Below are 17243 nucleotides of genomic sequence, written 5' to 3'. Positions count from 1 at the left end.
GGTCAGGCCCGGCGCTGAAGTAAAATTCCGCGTTCGACAAGCGGACGCGGCCGACGCGCCGCTCGGGTGACCAGGGAAACGGCAGCGCGATGACGGTGACAGAGGACGGCTCGGCGACCATGGACGAGGTCGTGCGCGAGCCCGGTGACGAGGTCGTGCACGGCCCCGGCATCGACCCGGAGCGGCTGGCCGTCTGCCTCAGCGTGCTCGACGAGCTCGACAAGCTGGAGGTCGACCACCCCGACGCGATCGCCGTGCGCCGGGCCACCGCCGGGGTCTACCGCACCGTGAAGCAGCGCCGCCGGCAGGAGCGCCGGGCCGCCAAGACCGCCCACGACAAGGCGGTCACGGAGGCCACGGCGACCGGCTCCGCCCAGCGCATCGACGACGAGACCGAGGGCATCCTGCCGTCGTCGGTCACCGAGGAGGGCCGGATCGCGGGGATACTCCAGCGCCCGCGCTCCTGCTACACCTGCAAGAGCCGGTACGTCGAGGTCGACTACTTCTACCACCAGCTCTGTCCGGACTGCGCCGCCCTGAACCGCGCCAAGCGCGACGTCCGCGCCGACCTCACCGGCAAGCGCGCCCTGCTCACCGGCGGCCGCGCCAAGATCGGCATGTACATCGCCCTGCGGCTGCTGCGCGACGGCGCGCACACCACGATCACCACACGCTTTCCGAAGGACGCCATCCGCCGTTTCAAGGCCATGGACGACTCGGCGGACTGGATCCACCGCCTGGAGGTCGTCGGCATCGACCTGCGGGACCCGGCGCAGGCCGTGGCCCTCGCCGAGCAGGTCTCCGAGGCGGGGCCGCTCGACATCCTCGTCAACAACGCGACGCAGACCGTACGACGGCTGCCCTCCGCCTACGCCGCCCTGGTCGACGGCGAGAGCGCCCCGCTGCCCGCCGGTGAGCTCCCCGCCCACCACGTCATCGGTGCCTTCGGCTCCGGCGCGGTCGACGGACTCGCCTCCCTGCCCGCCGGGATCTCCGGCCTCGACGCGCAGCAGATCGCCGACCTCGCCCTCGTCGCGGGCAACGCCAGCGTGGCCCGGCACCTGGACGGGACCGCCATCGACGCGGGTGGCCTCGTCCCCGACGTCGTCGACAGCAACACCTGGGTCCAGACGATCGAGCAGATCTCCCCGGTGGAGCTGCTCGAGACCCAGCTGTGCAACTACACGGCACCGTTCATCCTGATCAGCGCGCTGCGCCCGGCCATGGCCGACGCCGCGAAGAAGGCCGGCAGCGGACGCGCCTACGTCGTGAACGTCTCGGCGATGGAGGGCGTCTTCGGCCGTGGTTACAAGGGCGCGGGCCACCCCAACACCAACGCCGCCAAGGCCGCGATGAACATGGTCACGCGGACCAGCGCCCAGGAGATGTTCCAGACCGACGGCATCCTCATGACCTCGGTCGACACCGGCTGGATCACCGATGAGCGCCCCCACTACGACAAGCTCCGCCTCGCCGAGGAGGGCTTCCACGCCCCCCTCGACCTGGTCGACGGAGCGGCCCGCGTCTACGACCCGATCGTGCGCGGCGAGGACGGCGAGGACGTGTACGGGGTCTTCCTGAAGGACTACGCGCCCGGCAAGTGGTGAGCCCGCGGCCGTGACGGTCGGCCGGCGGCCCTGACGTGTGGGCCGTCGCCGACGGGGAACCCGGGAACCCGGAAGGTTTCCTGCGAGGAGTTGTCATGGCACGTCCACACAGCATCGATCCGCGCGCCTTCAACGATCCGCGCAACCACTACCCGACCGACGAGGAGTTCTACGCGAGCGACCGTCCGGTCCAGCACGAGCTCCCGGAGGACCGGCCCCGCGGTGGTGCCGCCGACCCGATCAAGCATCCCTGGAGCTGGGGCATGATCGCGTTCGTCGTCTTCGTCTGCCTGATCGTCGTCATGGGCATCGCCCTGTTCCCGTGACGCCGTCATGAGGGCGGCGGGGCATACGACCGCAGCCGGTCATGGACGGCGTACCCGCCCGGGTGCGCCGCCCGCACCCGTGTGCCCCCGTCCACCAGCAGGTCCGCCCCGGTGATCCACTCGGCCGCGTCGGACGCCAGCCACACCACGGCCCGCGCGATGTCCTCGGGCTCACCGATCCGCCCCAACGGCAGGTCGACGGGGCCCTTCTCCCACACGAACCGCGCCATCTCCGTCCGTACGAGACCGGGAGAGACGGAGTTGACCCGCACCCGGGGAGCCAGCTCGCCCGCCAGCTGCCGGGTGAGATGGAGCAGCGACGCCTTGCTGGTGCCGTACGCGCCGACGTTCGGCCCCACGTGTCCGGCGCCCTCCGTGCAGACGTTGACCACCGACCCGCCGTGCTCCCGCATCCACCCCCGCCACGCCGCCTGCACCAGCCGCAGCGGTGCCTCGACATTGACGGTGAAGGCCTCGCGCCACGCCTGGGGATCCACTTCCATGAGGGGGCCGTACGGCTGATTCGTCGCCGCGTTGTTGACGAGGATGTCGATCCGGCCGAACTCGCCGAGAGCGAGATCCACGGCCGCCCGTGCGTGCTCCGGGTCCGCTACGCTCCCCGCCAGTCCGATACCGCCGAGCTGCTCGGCGGTCCGCCGGACCTCTTCCGCGTCCCTGGCCGTCACACACACCCGCGCCCCGGCCTCGGCCAGCTGTCGGGCGACGGCCCGTCCGATGCCGCGCGTGGCCCCGGTGACCAGGGCGGCCCTGCCGTGCAGTCCAGGCATCATCGCCGTACCGTCTCATGACGGACCGTCAGTCAACAGCCCCTAGACGGGAGTTGCGTGCGGCGACCAGCTCCAGCAGGGTGCGCCAGTCCTCCAGGACGCCGGCGTCGAAGACGACGGCCCGGCTCTCCTCGTCCGCCTCACGCAGGCGCAGCAGGTCGTCGTCGGAGGTCGGGCCACGGTGGCGGACCAGGTGGGCGACGCGCTCGCCGAGCAGGGGGCGTACCGCCGCCGCCGCGCGTTCGGCCCGGACGCTGCCATCGGCGGGGGAGAGCAGCTGCCCGATGTCCCGGACCAGCCCCGCCACCTGGAGTTCCTTGTCTGCGGGGCGGCTGCGGCGCAGCAGCGCGGCGGTCCGCAACGCCTGCTGGTGCCGACAGGCGTACAGCAGGTCCATCAGCTCCTCGACACTGCGCAGCTCCATGCGTCAGTCCTCCCGAGTCCACCCGCGGGACAAGCCGTTGCCGCACGTCAGCAGATCATGGGTGGTTTGCGATTCGGCCAACGGGACCTGAACTGCGTGGCTCCGGACCGTCGAAGGCGTGCCCGGTCGTGTAGGCCGGTCGGGTGACTCCGGCATCACGCATGGGGTGACAAACCTGCGCAGAATATGGCTGAAAGACTTTAGACGACTCGTAATGGTTACGCCTTGTTTTCAGCCCCTATCGAGCGGACCACCGCTCATCTGGTTAATCTGTAGCCGACGGACGGCAGTACGGGGTCCCACCCACACCCACAGTCCGTCCCGGGACAAGCCGGTCACCACGGCCTGCTCTCACCTGAGTTACCGGCGCCACCGCGTCCGAACCCGATCTCGACCCAGACCCGAGCGGACGTCCAGGCACCGACCGTAGGTTGCGCAGGTACGTCCCGAGGGTGAGCCCGACACATAAGGAGTGCGCGGTGACACCGGAGAAGACAGATCGCGAACAGCGCCCCAAGGAACGCCCGGAGCGCGCGGGCCGACGGCCCGCAGACATCGGCAGTCTCGACGTGTGGGCGCGCTCCGCCCCCATCCGTCTCGCGGGCTACGAGGACGACCTCGCCGAGCCCCACATCCTGCCCAGCGTGGACTGACCGCAGGACCTTCGCGATCGCCGACGGCATGGGCGTGCGAGACTCACGCCCATGCTGATCAGAGAAGCCGCGGCCGACGACTGGCCGCGGATCTGGCCTTTCTGGCACCGGATCGTGGCCGCGGGCGAGACCTACGCCTGGGACCCCGCCACTCCCGAAGAAGCAGCGCGCGCCCTGTGGATGCACCCGGCCAAGCGCGTCTACGTAGTCGAGGACGTGAGCGGCGCCGTCGTCGCCTCGGCCTACGTCACCCCCAACTACGGCGGTCCCGCCGCCCGCATCGCCAACGCGGGCTTCATGGTCGACCCCGACCAGGGCGGCCGCGGCATCGGCCGCACCCTCGCCGAGCACGTCCTGGCCGCCGCAGCGGCCGACGGCTACCGAGGGATGGTCTTCAACGCCGTCGTCGAGACCAACCCGGCCGTGCGGCTGTGGACCTCGCTCGGCTTCACGATCCTCGGCACCGTGCCGGACGCCTTCGAACACCCCCGGCACGGACGGGTCGGACTGCACATCATGTACAAGGCCCTCTAGGACCGGTGTTCAGTCGAGCGGCGCCGTCCGCCGCCACGGCTGCCGCCGCTCCAGCTCCTCCGCGACCTCCAGCAGTACCGACTCCGACCCGGGCCGTGCCACCAGTTGTACGGCGGTCGGGGCGCCCGAGGGCAGAGTGCCGAGCGGGACCGACATCGCCGGCCAACCGGTGAGGTTCCACGGCGGAGTGAGCGGCGAGTAGTTGGTGTTGACGAGCACGTTGCGCAGCCAGCCCCGCTCGTGCCAGGCCTCGGCCTTGGGGGAGCGGCGGGCCAGCGCCGGAAGCAGCAGGACATCGTGCTCGGCGAAGAACGGCTCCAGGCGCTCGCGCAGTTCCTGCCGGGCCGTGCCCTTCCGTACGGCCTTGACGAAGCGCCGGCCGATCGCCGCGTGCACCCGGGTGCGCCGGGCCAGCAGCCGCGGATCCAGCCCCGCCGCGTCCACCGAGGTGCCCGCCGTCCAGGTGGCGAGCGAGGTGACACTCAGCGAGAGCGGGTACGGCGGGTCGGCGCGCCGCACCTGATGCCCCGCCTTGATCAGCAGCCCGGCCGCCTCCCGGACCGCCTTCGTATACGGCGAGCTGACCGTGACCCCTGCGAGCGGGCTGCGCAGGGAAACGGCGACGTCGAGCGCGGCGGGCGTGTCCCGTCGTACGAACTCGCTGCCGGCGATGACCGAAAGCAGCAGGCGGGCGTCCTCGACCGTGGTCGCCAGCGGACCGTTTTCGGACATGCCGAACCAGTCGCCGTCGCTGATGCCGGCCGGGACCACCCCCGACCCCGGCTTCAGTGTGACCAGCCCGCAGTTGGCCGCCGGGATGCGCAGGGAGCCCATGCCGTCGTTGCCGAGGGCGATCGGGACCAGACCCGCGGCGACCGCGGCCGCGCTGCCGCCGGACGAGCCGCCTGCCGTACGCGAGGTGTCCCAGGGGTTGCGGGAGATGCCGTGGACGCCCTCCGTGGTACCGAAGACGCACAGCTCCGGCACGTTCGTCAGCCCCACGACCACCGCGCCCGCGGCCCGCAGCCGGGCCACGACTTCATGGTCGGCCTCGGCGGGGGTGTCGGGGGTCGCGGCGGAGCCGACGCGGTTGGTCTCGCCGCGCACGGAGAGGTTGTCCTTGACGGCCACGGGCACCCCGGCCAGCGGCAGTTCGCCGAGGTCGCCCCGGGCGCCCACCTCGTCGGCCTCCGCCAGCGCGGCTTCGGCGCGCACCACCCGGAAGGCCCCGATCCGCTCGTCGAGCTTCTCGATCCGGGCGAGGTGCTCGGCCACCACCTCCCGGGGCGTGGCCCGCTTCTCGCGGACGGCGGCGGCGATCTCGGCGGCGGTACGGCCGACCCAGCTGGTCACGTGCGCTCCTCGGGGCTACTCGCGAGTACGTAGAGAGAACTCTGCCCGGCGGCGGACGTCGCGTCGAGAGCGCTCGCGCTTGGACATTCGGACCGGTCTTCTTGGACTTTTCGCAACGGAGGACGCCGGACAGAGGCGCCGACCAGCAGGTCATCCGATCTCTGAATCAACTCTCGGCCGATTCGGCCCCGTTGACAGCCCTTCTATGGACCTCAATTATCAGCCATCCGATGAATAGGGAGTCGCTCATGAGGAAACGGCTGAGATTCGCCGCCGTCGTGGCGCTGCTGACGCTGCTCCTGGCACCCGCCCCGGCGCTCGCGCGCTCGGACCAGGGCCCGCCGGCCACGGTGCCTGCCCTGACCCGGTGGACTCCGGAGTCGGGCGCCTACCTCTACCGGCCCGGGGCCCGGCTCGTCGCCGACGACCCGGCCGAACGCCGGGTGGCCGACACGCTCGCCGCTGATCTGCGAGCGGCGGGCCACGGCTCGCTCCCCGTCGTACACGGCGGAGCCCGGACCGGTGACATCGTTGTCGACGTCACGCCGTCCCGAAGCTCCCTCGGCGCCGAGGGTTACGAACTCCACGCCGGCACAAGCCTGTCGATCACCGGGGCGACCGAGACCGGCGCCTTCTACGGCACCCGGACCCTCCTCCAGCTCCTCGCTCAGGGCGACCGGATCCCCGCCGGGCGCACGGTCGACGTGCCGCGCTACAAGGAGCGGGGTGTCGGCGTGTGCGCCTGCTACATCCACGTCTCGCTGCCCTGGCTGGAGAACCTCGTCCGCGAGATGGCCTACAACAAGCTCAACCAGCTGCTCGTGGAGCTGAAGGTCAAGAGCGACGCCCACCCGGAGGCCAACACCTGGGGCTACTACACCAAGGACGAGATACGACAGCTCGTCGCGCTCGGCGACAAGTACCACGTCGAGATCATCCCCGAGATCAACTCCCCGGGGCACATCGACCCGTGGATCGAGAACCGCCCGGACCTCCAGCTCACCGACTCCGACGGCAACAAGCAGCCCTCCCGGCTCGACATCACCCAGCAGGCGGCCTTCGACTACTACACGAGCCTGATGGACGAGTACGCCCAGGTCTTCACGGCGAAGTCCTGGCACATGGGAGCCGACGAGTACATGCTCGGCTCCGACTTCGCGAAGTACCCGCAGATCCTCGAGTACGCCCAGCAGAAGTACGGTTCGGACGCCACCCCGCAGGACGCCTTCGTCGACTTCGTCAACCGCGTCCACGACTACGCGGCGGGCAGGGGCGTGAAGCTGCGGATCTGGAACGACGGCCTGACCGGAGCCAACACCGTGCCGGTCAGGGCCGACACCACGGTCGAGCACTGGCTGAACGTGGCGGTCAAGCCGAGTCAACTCATCGCGCAGGGCTACTCGGTGATGAACTCCTCCTATTCGCTCTACCTCATCCGAGGCGGTTTCCACAGCGACACCGAGTCGCTCTACGACCAGAGGTGGGACCCGCGCAGCTTCGAGGGCGAGAAGCTCGCCTCCTCCCGGGGCGTCACCGGCGCGAAGATCAGCCTGTGGCCGGACAACGGACGCGGCGAGACCGAGAACGAGGTCGCCGTCCGGCTCTGGCCCGCGCTACAGCATGTCGCCCAGGCCACGTGGGGGGACCCTCATCCCGACGCCACCTACGCGGAGTTCGTGGCGCGCGGTGCCGCGGTGGGGCACGCGCCGGGGTGGCGGGACCTGACCCGGGTGCCGGTGGCGGACGGCACGTACACCTTCGGTCGGTCGTTCACGGCCTCCGTGCAGCGCACGGCGGACGGCTACGCGACCCTCCGGTCGGCGGCCGGCTGCCTCGCGATCAGCGGCGGCAAGCTCACGCTCAACGTGCCGCTGCAGCCCGGTGTCGAGGCGACCTGGGACCCCTGCGACACGTCCGGCACCTTGCAGCGCTGGGAGTTGGAGCCCGTGGCGGGCGGCTACCGGCTCGTCAACGCGATCACACAGATGGCGCTCTCCGTCACGGACGACGGCCGGATCGTGCAGTACCCGGCCGATCAACGCACCCCCGCCGTCTGGCACTTGAGCTGAGGAGCCCCCCATGACCGTCTCCAGACGCCTCTTCGTCACCGCCGCCACCGCACTCGCCGTGACCGGCATCCCCACGATGGCTGCCGCGGCCACCGACGACCGCTCCTACCGCATCCCCGTCTCCCCGGACGACACCGAGGCCGACCTCGTCCGCAAGGCGTCCCAGGTCAGGCCCACCGCACGGCAGGTCGCCTGGCAGAGCCTCGAGCGGACCGCTTTCCTGCACTTCGGCGTGAACACCTTCACCGGCCTGGAGTGGGGCACCGGCGACGAGGACCCGGACGTCTTCCAGCCGACCGGCCTCGACACCGACCAGTGGGCGGCGGCCCTGAAGGACGGCGGCTTCAGGCTCGCCATCCTCACCGTCAAGCACCACGACGGCTTCGTTCTCTATCCCTCCCGCTACACCGACCACTCGGTGGCATCGAGCAGTTGGCGCGAGGGTCGGGGCGATGTGCTGCGTTCCTTCGCCGACTCCATGCGCCGCCACGGCCTCAAGGTCGGCGTCTACATCTCACCCGCCGACGAGAACCAGTACCTGCACGGTGTGTACGCCAACGGCAGTGCCCGCTCCCCGCGCACGATCCCGACCCTCGTGGCGGGCGACGACCGTACGCCGGACCGTTTCCACACCCTGGACGCCACCGACTACGGCGCCCACATGCTCAACACGCTGTACGAGGTGCTCACCGAGTACGGGCCCGTCGACGAGGTGTGGTTCGACGGCGCGCAGGGGCACATCCCGCCCGAGAAGGTGGAGAGCTACGACTGGGACAGCTGGTACACCCTGGTGCGGACCCTCGCCCCGGACGCGGCGATCGCCGTCACCGGCCCCGACCTGCGCTGGGTCGGCAACGAGAGCGGCATCGCGCGCGAGGACGAGTGGAGCGTCATCCCGGTCAAGGAGAACCAGTACGGCCGCACCGACTGGGCCCTGTCCTACGACACCCCCGACGAGGGCAGTCGCGCCGCCCTGGTGAAGGCGCAGCCCGCGACGGACTACCTCCAGTGGTGGCCCGCCGAGTGCGACGTCTCCATCCGCGACGGCTGGTTCTACCACGCCGACCAACAGCCCAAATCAGTCGACTACTTGACGGAGATCTTCTTCGGTTCGGTGGGGCGCAACGCGGTGCTGCTGCTGAATGTCCCACCGGACACGGAGGGCCGGCTGCACGGCACGGACGTCGTGCGACTGCGGGAGTTCAGGGAACGGATCGAGCGGGAGCTCCCGAACGACCTGGCCGCGCGCGGTCGCACCACGTCGGCACCGGGCCGCGTCACCGTCGACCTCGGCACGGAACACGAGATCGACCGCATCCGCCTCGCCGAGGACATCCGGCACGGCCAGCAGGTGGAGAGCTTCGTCGTCGAGGCGTTCCGCGACGGCGCCTGGACGGAGGCCACGGGCGCCGGGACCATCGGCGCCAGCCGCATCCTGTTGTTGTCGACTCCGGTACGGGCCCGGAGGTGGCGGGTGCGGGTGACACAAGCTCGAGGTGCCGTACGGATGGCGGAGTTCGGGCTGTACCGGTCCCGGGTCTGACGGCCCCGGCCGCCAGGCGTCCCAGGTCTCCAGCCGTACCAGGTCGTCGGCGCCCTCCCGCTGCCGTGTCAGGCGCCGGCCGGCAGGTGCTCGGCGCAGGTGCGGTAAATGTGTTCGGGCAGATCGTGTGGACGGTGCCGTGCCGGATCAGGGCCTGGATCGACAGGGTCCACGGGCGTCGCGGTCGGGCTCGCACCGCGGGATGTGGAGGCGGCCGGGCCGCTCGGGCGCGCCCGGTCGTCGTCGCCCTCGACGTCAGCTCCTGCGTGTCGCCTCCTGGGCGCCCGGCACGCACGCTCGCAGATCGCAGGGGAGGAGATCGAGGACGCGGGCCTGCTCCCGGTGACCGGGGCCGAGTTCGAGGGCCAGGCGCAACAAGCCCAAATGGGCCTCGGCCGTTTCACGGAAAGCGATCAGCGTCTCAGCGGCTTCGACGCGTACGCCGACGGGTGCGTGTCGGTCGGCGAGCGCAGAGCGGAGCACCTCCGACGCCCGTCCCCGCGCCGAGCGCCACTTCATGAGCCGGGCCGCCGCCAGAACACGCTGCTGCACGTTCGCGTCGTCGCCGTCCACGACCCTGCGGCAGGCGGCCTCCGCCTCACGTCCGACGTCGAGTTTCGCCCAGGCGGCCGCTACGGCGAGATGGGCCTCCGCGTCGGACGTGCCGGGACGGGAGAGCGAGCGCAGGACGGCCCGGCCCTCCTCACCCAAGTCCGCGGCGAGCAGCGCGGCGGCCCGCGCGCGGACCCCGACGGTGCAGGCTGGGTCGGAGGCCAGGGCGCGGGCGACGGGAATGCGGCTGAGCGCGCCGCTCGCCGGCAGGTGCTCGCAGACCGCAACACGGAGTTCCGGCGGTGTGCTGTCATCCTCGGCCAGGGCGAACCACGGCTCGTCGAGGCTTCCGCCGGCGGTCTCGACGGTCGCGCATCTCTCCGGGACGGGGACCGAGTCGTCCTGTGCCCAGGCGAGAAGCATGGCGCGTACGCGGACGTCGGTGCGTTCGTCCTCCACCAGGAGCCACAGGTGCCCGAGCCGGGTGACTGCCTCCGGTTGCCGCCGCGTGACGAGGTCGACCCACTGAGCGGCGGGATCACGGGAATCCGCCCTGGCGAGGGCGGTCGCCGGGACGTGCGTTCCCTCGTCGCCCTGGTAGAAGCCCAGGGTCTGCCACAGTGTCGGATTCGACGTGTGGGTGGACAGGGCTCCCAGCGTCAGGTGGAGGCTCAGGCTGTGCAGAGGATCGTGGCCGACGCCGGCCATCAGCGTTCTCCACTGCGCGTAGGGGATCAGCCCGAGGAGGTCGCAGGCGGCCCGGGCCCGGTCGTGCGGATCGGCCGTGGGGTCCGCGGCGATGCGCGTCAGAACCCGGCCGGCGTGAGGTACGACGGCCGAACGGTGCAGCCAGGACTCGCCCTTGAACCCCAGCAGCGAGTCCGTGGGCACGGACTCGTCCTCCAGCATCGTCTCCAGCCGTCCTCGGAGCGTGGCGTCGGGGCTCAGGGCGTCCCCGAGATCGAGAAGCCGCCACAGGTGCTCGTCGGGCAGTCCGGCCTCGTCGAGGAGGTGGTGCAGGGTTTCGGAGGCGGCGCGCACGTCGACCTCCGCCAGGGCGGAGAGTGCCTTGACGCGGTCGTCCATGCCTGCCTGCGGGTCCTCGGCGATCCGGCGCAGCAGCCGCGAGGCGGTGTCCCGCTCCCCGGTGGCCAGCAATTGCGTCGCCGCGTCCTGGCGGACGTCCCCGGGCAGCGTGGCGTCCGCCGCGATCGCGGTGAGAAGGACGTCGACGTCCGGCGCGTCCAGCTCGTCCAGCGCTTCCACGGCCAGGAGCCGGTCCGCGGCTCCGATGGCCGGGTCGGTCGCCATCTGCGTCAATGTGACGTCCAGTTCGTCCGTGAGACCGAGGTCCGCCAGCGACTCGGCGTCGGCGATGCGTTCGTCGACGGAGAGCGTGGAATCGTGGAAGGCCTCCGCCGCCAGCTGCGCGTGTCGGGCCGGATCTCCCAGCGTGGGCAGGACCCGGCCGAGGTCCCGGAGGGACCATCCGCCCGCGGCGTCGGCAAGAAGACCGTCCACGCACTCCCTCGCGACCGACAGGCGGCCGAGCTGGATGAGCCGTGTGATGGCTTCGCGCCGGGGGAAGTGGCTCAGCCGCGCGTTCCGTGCCACACGTTCGGCGAGGGCCGCGTCAGCGACGCCGCCCATCGCCGTGGCCACCGCGTAGTCAGGCGAGTCGGGGCTTTCGACGACCTGAGTGCGGACCAGACGCACGGTTTCGGAGTTCTGGCGCCTTTGGTCCGCGGGGAGGTCCCATGTCGCCCGGTGGCGGAGATACAGGGGCGCGGCAGGATCCGAGCACAGGTCCACGAGAAGTCCCGGCAGCTCCGGGGCCAGGACCCGGCCCTTCAGATACCGGGTCGTGAAGGGGGCATCGGTCAGCACCGGATTGTCCTGCAATGCGTCGGCCAGGGCGGTGAGTGTCTCCTCGGGGAGAGGGGCGGGGCGGATGTCGCGGAAATAGTCGACATGGTGATAAGGGAACTCCGAGGTCCGCAGAAGCTCGCACAGGGCGTCGGTCGCGGCGAGGTGGTCGAGCGGGAGGAGTGCGACAGCCGCTGCCAGCCGGGTTTCCGGGACCCGGCCGGGATCTTCCGCCAGAGCGAGCAGACGACGGCACGCGCCCTCGGTGTCGCCCGCTCGCGCCAGCGACGAGGCCGCCTCGACCCGCACGTTGCCCAGGAGGCACGGATCGTCGGCCAGCCCGGCGGCCAGCTCGGCCGTACCGTCGGCGCCGCGGCGCACATGATGCTTCAGCGCCTCGGCACGCACCGCGTGCGGGAGGGAGGGATCGGTGACGACTGAGGCCAGGCCCGCTGTGTCGAGCACCGCGTACAGCCGGTCCAGCACGGTGGGGACATCGAGGTCTCCCACGGTGACGGACCGGTCGGTCAGTTTGATCACCGCGCGTGTGAACCGACCGGTCAGCTCCTCGTCCGTCACCAGTTCGTCGCTCAGGATCGTCGCGCACAGCAGCAGGTCGCGCCAGCCGCCGCCGTCCACGACGGTGCGCAGGAACTCCTCCAGCGGCATGCCCTGAGCCTGCCAACGGGCGGCCATGAAGAGCACCAGGTTGGGACGTTCGGCCGCGATGGCCTCGCGCACGGTGGCCAGGGCCTCCGGGGCCGTGGGGCCGAGGCGGTCCGCCAGGGAGTGCGCGGCCAGGTACTCCTGAATGGTGTGGTGGAGGAAGTGCAGGTCCTCGCCGTGACGTCGGACCAGTCCGGTGAAGGTGAGGGCGTCCAGGACCGTGTCGCGGTCCGCGGACGACTCCGGGAACCGCTCGGCGAGCAGATCCTGCACATGGTCGAGGAGTGGTCTCGTGTCACCGTTCTGCCGTGCTTCGGCGGCTGGATACAACACGCCGTGCACCCGCTCCAGGAGGACCGGGGTGATGCCGTGTCCGGCCCGTCCGCTGCGCCGGAGCCGTGCCGTGCCCTTCTCGCGCAGCACGCCGATGAACCGCGCATACAGTTCGGCGGGATTGCGGGGCAGCTCGTGCAGGGCGGCGACCACGCAGATCATGGTCAGGTAGAGCGGATTGCGTGCGACCTCCGCGAGGCGGCCGCGGCGCAGGCCGACCGCCAGCTCCGCGGCCCGCCGGGGTGCGTCGGGCACGTCCAGCGCCGTGAACCAGGCCTGGGCGACGCCGGTGATCTCCTGGTCGCCGAACTCCTGCAGTGAGTAGCGGCTCAGCGCGCCGAGCCGGTTCATCTCGGCGGTGACCAGCGAGCGGCTGGCGACCACGAAGCGCACGTAGGGTTCACGAGCCCAGTTCTGGACCAGCCGGATGACCTTGCCGCGCCCGTCCGGGTCGAGGATTTCGTCGAGCCCGTCGACGCACACCAGCCAGTCCACCGAGGGCAGCGGGGCGGCTTCGAAGGACTCCGGAAGCAGTGAGCGCCGCAGACCCTGGAGATCACGGCCGACCGCCCGGGCCAGCGCCTCCGGGAAGGGGCGGTCGAGGAGTTCGGAGGCCTCCACGCGTACGGGTACGTACGACGGCGCCCGTGCCGGGTCGTCCAGCCAAGCAGAGGTTCCGGTGTAGGCCAGCCGCCGCAGGAGGCTCGACTTGCCTGTTCCGGCACCGCCGGTGAACAGCACGTGGCGGTGGTCCGGAAGTACGCTCTCGGCGCTCGGCCGTGCCCTGCCCCGGCGGCGGTCGCGGTCCGGGGAAGCCGCGTCCACCGTCGTCTCGTCGGCGGGCGCCGCCTCCTGGCGGACGTAGACGGTCGACAGTGGAATGTCCTGCGCGTCGGTGAGGACCGCGGCGTACGGATGCTCGTCCGCGGCGTCCCGAGCGGCGGTGAGGTAGTCGCGCAGCCGGGTGCCGGGATAGCGGTAGCCGCCGGCCCGCAACTGCTCGTCGGTGAGCGCGTCCAGCCAGGGCACGGGCGGTGCCGGTGCGGGGCATCGGGAGAGGATCTCGGAGACCGGCACCATGTGTGCGCTGCCCGCCTTGTTGGAGCGGGCGAGCATCCCGCACACCCCGCCGGTGCGCCGGTTGACCACCGGGCTGCCGCTGAAGCCCTCACCGACAGGAGTGCCGAAGCCGCGGGGCAGCGGCAGCGGGTCGTCGAAGGACAGGCGGGAGTCGCCCTGGTACTCGAGGGCGGCCCACTGGCCCGCGCGGTAGTCGCCGCGCGGATGGCCGTAGACCCACAGGCGGTCGCCGAACGCGGTGTGCGGTGCGGTGAGCACGTACGTCGGGGCGGGGGCCTCCGCCTCGAACCGCAGAAACGCGATGTCCAAGCCGTTCGCCGCGCGATGGAGTGAGTCCTCGGACAGTGTCAGCGTGAGTTCGGTCCCGGTCGCCACGATGCGGCCGCGCACCGTGGCGGCCCCGGCGACCACGTGAGCGCAGGTGACCACGGTTCCGGGGGCGAGGACGAATCCCGTACCGCCGCCGCTTCCGTCCAGGAGGTCCAGGGCGACGGTGGCGGCCTCCAGCGGATCTCTCCAGCCGTCCATGCCTATCGCTCCGGGGACTCACCGGTTTCCGGAGCGGTCCACTCCAGCGTCACCTTCCACGCCGACTTCGAGGACGCCTTGCCGACCACCGCCAGCAACTGGCCGGTGTCGAGGGAGACATCACAGCCGAACTCCACTGTCGCCTTCGAAGCGCCGGTCTGCTGGAGCCGGGTGCCCATGGCCCGGGCCACGGCGGTCAGGCTGTCGAGCACGGTCTCCAGACGCGGCGCCCGCCAGCCGATCTCCTGCTCCTCGGCCAGTCCGGATCCGCTGTGCGCTCCGGCTGCTCCGACCGAGACGAGAATCTTCTGCCCGTCCACCTCGACCGGAACCGTTACATCCGCTTCCTCGCCCAACTGCTGTGCCCTTCTGTCCGATCCGGACGGACTGCTCATCGTAGCGGTCGCACCTCACGACCAACGCCCGTGCTGTCCCGCACGATCAGCCGGGGCACCGGCACCCGTACCGTCCGCGCCGGACCGCCGTCCAGCAGCGCGGTCAGTTCCGTGGCCGCCGTACGGCCGAACTCCACGCTGTCCCGGGACAGGGCCGACAGCCACGGCTTGACCATGCGGCACAGTGCCGAGTCCTCCCAGGCGACCACCGACACGTCCCCGGGCACCGAGTGGCCCAGTTCGGTCGCGGCGGCGACTCCGGCGAGGGCCATCACGTCGTTGTCGTAGATCAGCGCGGTCGGGGGAGCGGGCGCCTCCAGGACCCTGCGGGTCACGGCAGCGCCCGCGGCGTCCGAGTAGTCGGTGGTCACCGACTTCACCCCGGTCAGCCCGCGCCGTTCGGCCTCCGCCCGCAGGGTGCGGATACGGCGCTCGGTGTGCGCCAGCCCCGGCAGGCCCGCGATGTGCACGATCCGCCGGTGGCCCAGCGCGTACAGCTCGTCCACGACCGCGGCCATCGCGCCCGCGTCGTCCGCCCAGACGGTCGACAGCCCCGGGTGGCGTTCGTCGGGGGCGCCGCCGATCACCACGCCGGGCAGGCCCAGTTCGTCGAGGACCCCGGTGCGCGGGTCGTCGGTGCGCGGGTCGACCACCAGGACACCGTCCACCCGGTGTTCGGCCCACCAGCGCCGGTACACCGCGCACTCGTCCTCGACGTCCTCCACCACCTGGAACAGCAGCCCGAGATGACGCTCCGCGAGCACTTCCTGTATCCCGGAGACGAGTTGGAGGAAGAAGGAGTCGACGCCGAGCGTCTCGGCCGGGCGGGCCAGGACGAAGCCCACCGTGGCGGCGCCCTCCCCGGACAGCGCGCGGGCCGCGGTGCTCGGGCGCCAGCCGAGTTCCTCGGCGACCCTTCGCACCCGGTCGCGGGTGTCCTCGGAGACCCCGGGGCGGCCGTTCAGTGCGAAGGAGACCGCGCTCTGGGAGACGCCGGCCTGCCGGGCGATGTCCTTCATCGTGGGCCTGCGGACCGGTGACCGCTTGCCTGACACGCTGTTTCCCCATTCCCCCGGCAGTTCGTCGGGACAGTATGCACTAATGCGGTTCAGCTCCGTCAACCTAATACGCATTAGTCACTAAAGAAATTAGCTGTGCGTGATGCATTGACGCTTCCGTGGAAGGGCGTGCAAGGTCTCCGTCGTTGGCCAACTCCGCCGCAAAGGAGACCGGTTCGCCGTGCCCATTTCCCGCAGAACCTTCGCTGCCGCCGCTGTCTGTGCCCTTCTGCCGCTGAGCGGCTGCGGGTCCGGTGACGACGGCGGTTCCAGTGATGCCTCCGGCAGGATCGAGGGTGACATCACCTTCCAGACCTGGAACCTCAGGGCGAACTTCAAGGACTATTTCGAGGGCCTGATCGCCGACTTCGAGAAGAAGTACCCCGGCACCGAGGTGAAGTGGATCGACCAGCCCGCCGAAGGCTACGCCGACAAGATCAGCGCCGATGCCGCCGGCGGCACCCTGCCCGACGTCGTCAACGTGTCCCCGGACCTGGTCGCGCCCCTCGCCAAGGCCGGCCTCGCGCTCGACCTCGACAAGGCGGCCGGGCGGTACCGGAAGGAGTACCTGGACGGCGCCTGGGCCAGCCACCGGATACCTGGCATGACCGGCACCTACGCCTTCCCCTGGTACCTCAACACCGGACCGCTCTTCTACAACAAGTCCCTCTTCGAGGAGGCCGGGCTCGACCCCGACCAGCCGCCGAAGACGTACGACGACCTCTTCGCCGACGCCCTGGAGCTGGCGAAGAAGAGCGACGGCAAGGTCGCCACCCTCGCCAACGTGCCCACCGTCGAGGACTTCGGCCGCTACGGCGTCCCGCTCATGAACTCCGAGGGCACCGCCTTCGCCTTCAACGACGCCAAGGGGGTCGAACTGCTCACGAAGTACAAGGAGCTGTACGACGCCAAGGCGCTCGATCCGCAGGCACTGACCGCCACGCCCGAGTCCTCCGGCAAGAAGTTCCTCACCGGGGCCGTCGCCATGAACCCCGGCAGCGCCCTGGACCTCGGCAACTTCAAGAAGCAGGCGCCGAACCTGTACAAGAACATCGGCATCACCGACCAGATCACCAGCACCGGGCACGTCAACATGTACGTGATGGGCGTGATGGTGAACGCGCAGACCAAGAAGAAGGCCGCCTCCGTCGCCTTCGCGCACTACGTCACCGACGCCGAGCACCAGATGTCCTTCGCGAAGAAGGTCGCCATCTTCCCGAGCACCGCGGGATCGCTGGACGACCCCTACTTCACCGAGGAGGACGGGACCGACGAGACGCGGGTGCGGGTCGCCGCCGCCAAGTCCCTGAAGAACGCGGTCAATTACACGCCCGTGCTGTTCAGCGAGCAGATGAAGACGGCCCTGCGCAACGAGGTCGCGAAGGCGTTGCAGGGCAAGGAGAGTCCCGAGGAAGCTCTCGACAACGCTGTCAAGGCCTGTGACACGCTGCTCGAGCAGCAGGGATAG

General features: G+C 70.8%; 13 protein-coding genes. 7 read left to right on the top strand and 6 right to left on the bottom strand.

What is annotated here, in order from left to right; translation table 11 throughout:
- Window positions 1–89: 89 nt before the first annotated feature.
- Together OG841_RS06380 and OG841_RS06375 are read left to right on the top strand one after the other, a co-directional pair.
- A complete protein-coding gene (locus OG841_RS06380) occupies window positions 90–1607 on the top strand; it encodes an SDR family NAD(P)-dependent oxidoreductase (RefSeq protein ID WP_328642355.1) in 1518 nt (505 codons plus the stop codon).
- A gap of 95 nt (window positions 1608–1702) precedes the next feature.
- Window positions 1703–1933, top strand: coding sequence for a hypothetical protein (locus tag OG841_RS06375; RefSeq protein WP_328642356.1), 231 nt, complete (start codon window positions 1703–1705; stop codon window positions 1931–1933).
- Between the two features lie 5 nt (window positions 1934–1938).
- Here OG841_RS06375 and OG841_RS06370 read toward each other — a convergent pair whose 3' ends face one another.
- Both OG841_RS06370 and OG841_RS06365 read right to left on the bottom strand, forming a co-directional pair.
- Window positions 1939–2724, bottom strand: coding sequence for an SDR family oxidoreductase (locus tag OG841_RS06370; protein ID WP_371563954.1), 786 nt, complete (start codon window positions 2722–2724; stop codon window positions 1939–1941).
- 25 nt (window positions 2725–2749) lie between these two features.
- Window positions 2750–3145: a hypothetical protein gene (locus OG841_RS06365; protein ID WP_328642358.1), complete on the bottom strand. Its 396-nt coding sequence runs from the start codon at window positions 3143–3145 to the stop codon at window positions 2750–2752.
- Between the two features lie 479 nt (window positions 3146–3624).
- Here OG841_RS06365 and OG841_RS06360 point away from each other — a divergent pair, with 479 nt between their 5' ends.
- Together OG841_RS06360 and OG841_RS06355 are read left to right on the top strand one after the other, a co-directional pair.
- Window positions 3625–3798 (top strand): hypothetical protein, encoded by a 174-nt coding sequence (locus tag OG841_RS06360; RefSeq protein WP_107105044.1) that lies wholly within the window; start codon window positions 3625–3627, stop codon window positions 3796–3798.
- A 51-nt stretch (window positions 3799–3849) separates the two neighbouring features.
- The gene (locus OG841_RS06355; protein WP_365118706.1) at window positions 3850–4332 is read left to right on the top strand and encodes a GNAT family N-acetyltransferase; all 483 of its coding nucleotides are present in this window, start codon (window positions 3850–3852) and stop codon (window positions 4330–4332) included.
- 9 nt (window positions 4333–4341) lie between these two features.
- Here the strand turns inward: OG841_RS06355 and OG841_RS06350 are convergent, their stop codons facing one another.
- A complete protein-coding gene (locus tag OG841_RS06350; RefSeq protein ID WP_328642360.1) occupies window positions 4342–5685 on the bottom strand; it encodes an amidase in 1344 nt (447 codons plus the stop codon).
- Window positions 5686–5933: 248 nt separating this feature from the next.
- On the opposite strand from OG841_RS06350, the gene OG841_RS06345 reads away from it, so the two are divergent.
- Together OG841_RS06345 and OG841_RS06340 are read left to right on the top strand one after the other, a co-directional pair.
- A complete protein-coding gene (locus OG841_RS06345; protein ID WP_328642361.1) occupies window positions 5934–7754 on the top strand; it encodes a family 20 glycosylhydrolase in 1821 nt (606 codons plus the stop codon).
- A gap of 10 nt (window positions 7755–7764) precedes the next feature.
- Window positions 7765–9297 carry an alpha-L-fucosidase gene (locus OG841_RS06340; protein ID WP_328642362.1) on the top strand — a complete coding sequence of 511 codons (1533 nt, stop codon included), beginning with the start codon at window positions 7765–7767 and terminating at the stop codon, window positions 9295–9297.
- A gap of 255 nt (window positions 9298–9552) precedes the next feature.
- On the opposite strand, the gene OG841_RS06335 is transcribed toward OG841_RS06340, so the two are convergent.
- The 3 genes from OG841_RS06335 to OG841_RS06325 are packed head-to-tail and all read right to left on the bottom strand — an operon-like array spanning window position 9553 to window position 15736.
- On the bottom strand, window positions 9553–14322 hold the full coding sequence (locus tag OG841_RS06335; RefSeq protein ID WP_371563949.1) for a trypsin-like peptidase domain-containing protein: 4770 nt from the start codon (window positions 14320–14322) through the stop codon (window positions 9553–9555).
- Between the two features lie 2 nt (window positions 14323–14324).
- Window positions 14325–14717, bottom strand: coding sequence for a CU044_2847 family protein (locus OG841_RS06330; RefSeq protein ID WP_328642364.1), 393 nt, complete (start codon window positions 14715–14717; stop codon window positions 14325–14327).
- On the bottom strand, window positions 14714–15736 hold the full coding sequence (locus OG841_RS06325; protein WP_371570587.1) for a LacI family DNA-binding transcriptional regulator: 1023 nt from the start codon (window positions 15734–15736) through the stop codon (window positions 14714–14716). The genes OG841_RS06330 and OG841_RS06325 overlap by 4 nt, the downstream gene beginning before the upstream one ends.
- A gap of 220 nt (window positions 15737–15956) precedes the next feature.
- Between OG841_RS06325 and OG841_RS06320 the strand changes: the two genes are divergently transcribed.
- Complete coding sequence (locus OG841_RS06320; RefSeq protein ID WP_371563946.1) at window positions 15957–17243, top strand: ABC transporter substrate-binding protein; 1287 nt, start codon at window positions 15957–15959, stop codon at window positions 17241–17243.

The sequence above is a fragment of the Streptomyces canus genome (genome assembly GCF_041435015.1).
Taxonomy (GTDB): Bacteria; Actinomycetota; Actinomycetes; order Streptomycetales; family Streptomycetaceae; genus Streptomyces; species Streptomyces canus_G.
This window is presented reverse-complemented; position numbering and strand designations above follow the sequence as displayed.

Excerpts from the sequence above, each read along its gene's own strand:
- OG841_RS06325 (WP_371570587.1), bottom strand. The coding sequence starts at position 15,736 with ATGAAGGACATCGCCCGGCAGGCCGGCGTCTCCCAGAGCGCGGTCTCC.
- OG841_RS06330 (WP_328642364.1), bottom strand. The coding sequence starts at position 14,717 with ATGAGCAGTCCGTCCGGATCGGACAGAAGGGCACAGCAGTTGGGCGAG.
- OG841_RS06355 (WP_365118706.1), top strand. The coding sequence starts at position 3,850 with ATGCTGATCAGAGAAGCCGCGGCCGACGACTGGCCGCGGATCTGGCCT.
- OG841_RS06365 (WP_328642358.1), bottom strand. The coding sequence starts at position 3,145 with ATGGAGCTGCGCAGTGTCGAGGAGCTGATGGACCTGCTGTACGCCTGT.
- OG841_RS06340 (WP_328642362.1), top strand. The coding sequence starts at position 7,765 with ATGACCGTCTCCAGACGCCTCTTCGTCACCGCCGCCACCGCACTCGCC.
- OG841_RS06345 (WP_328642361.1), top strand. The coding sequence starts at position 5,934 with ATGAGGAAACGGCTGAGATTCGCCGCCGTCGTGGCGCTGCTGACGCTG.
- OG841_RS06335 (WP_371563949.1), bottom strand. The coding sequence starts at position 14,322 with ATGGACGGCTGGAGAGATCCGCTGGAGGCCGCCACCGTCGCCCTGGAC.
- OG841_RS06380 (WP_328642355.1), top strand. The coding sequence starts at position 90 with ATGACGGTGACAGAGGACGGCTCGGCGACCATGGACGAGGTCGTGCGC.
- OG841_RS06370 (WP_371563954.1), bottom strand. The coding sequence starts at position 2,724 with ATGATGCCTGGACTGCACGGCAGGGCCGCCCTGGTCACCGGGGCCACG.
- OG841_RS06375 (WP_328642356.1), top strand. The coding sequence starts at position 1,703 with ATGGCACGTCCACACAGCATCGATCCGCGCGCCTTCAACGATCCGCGC.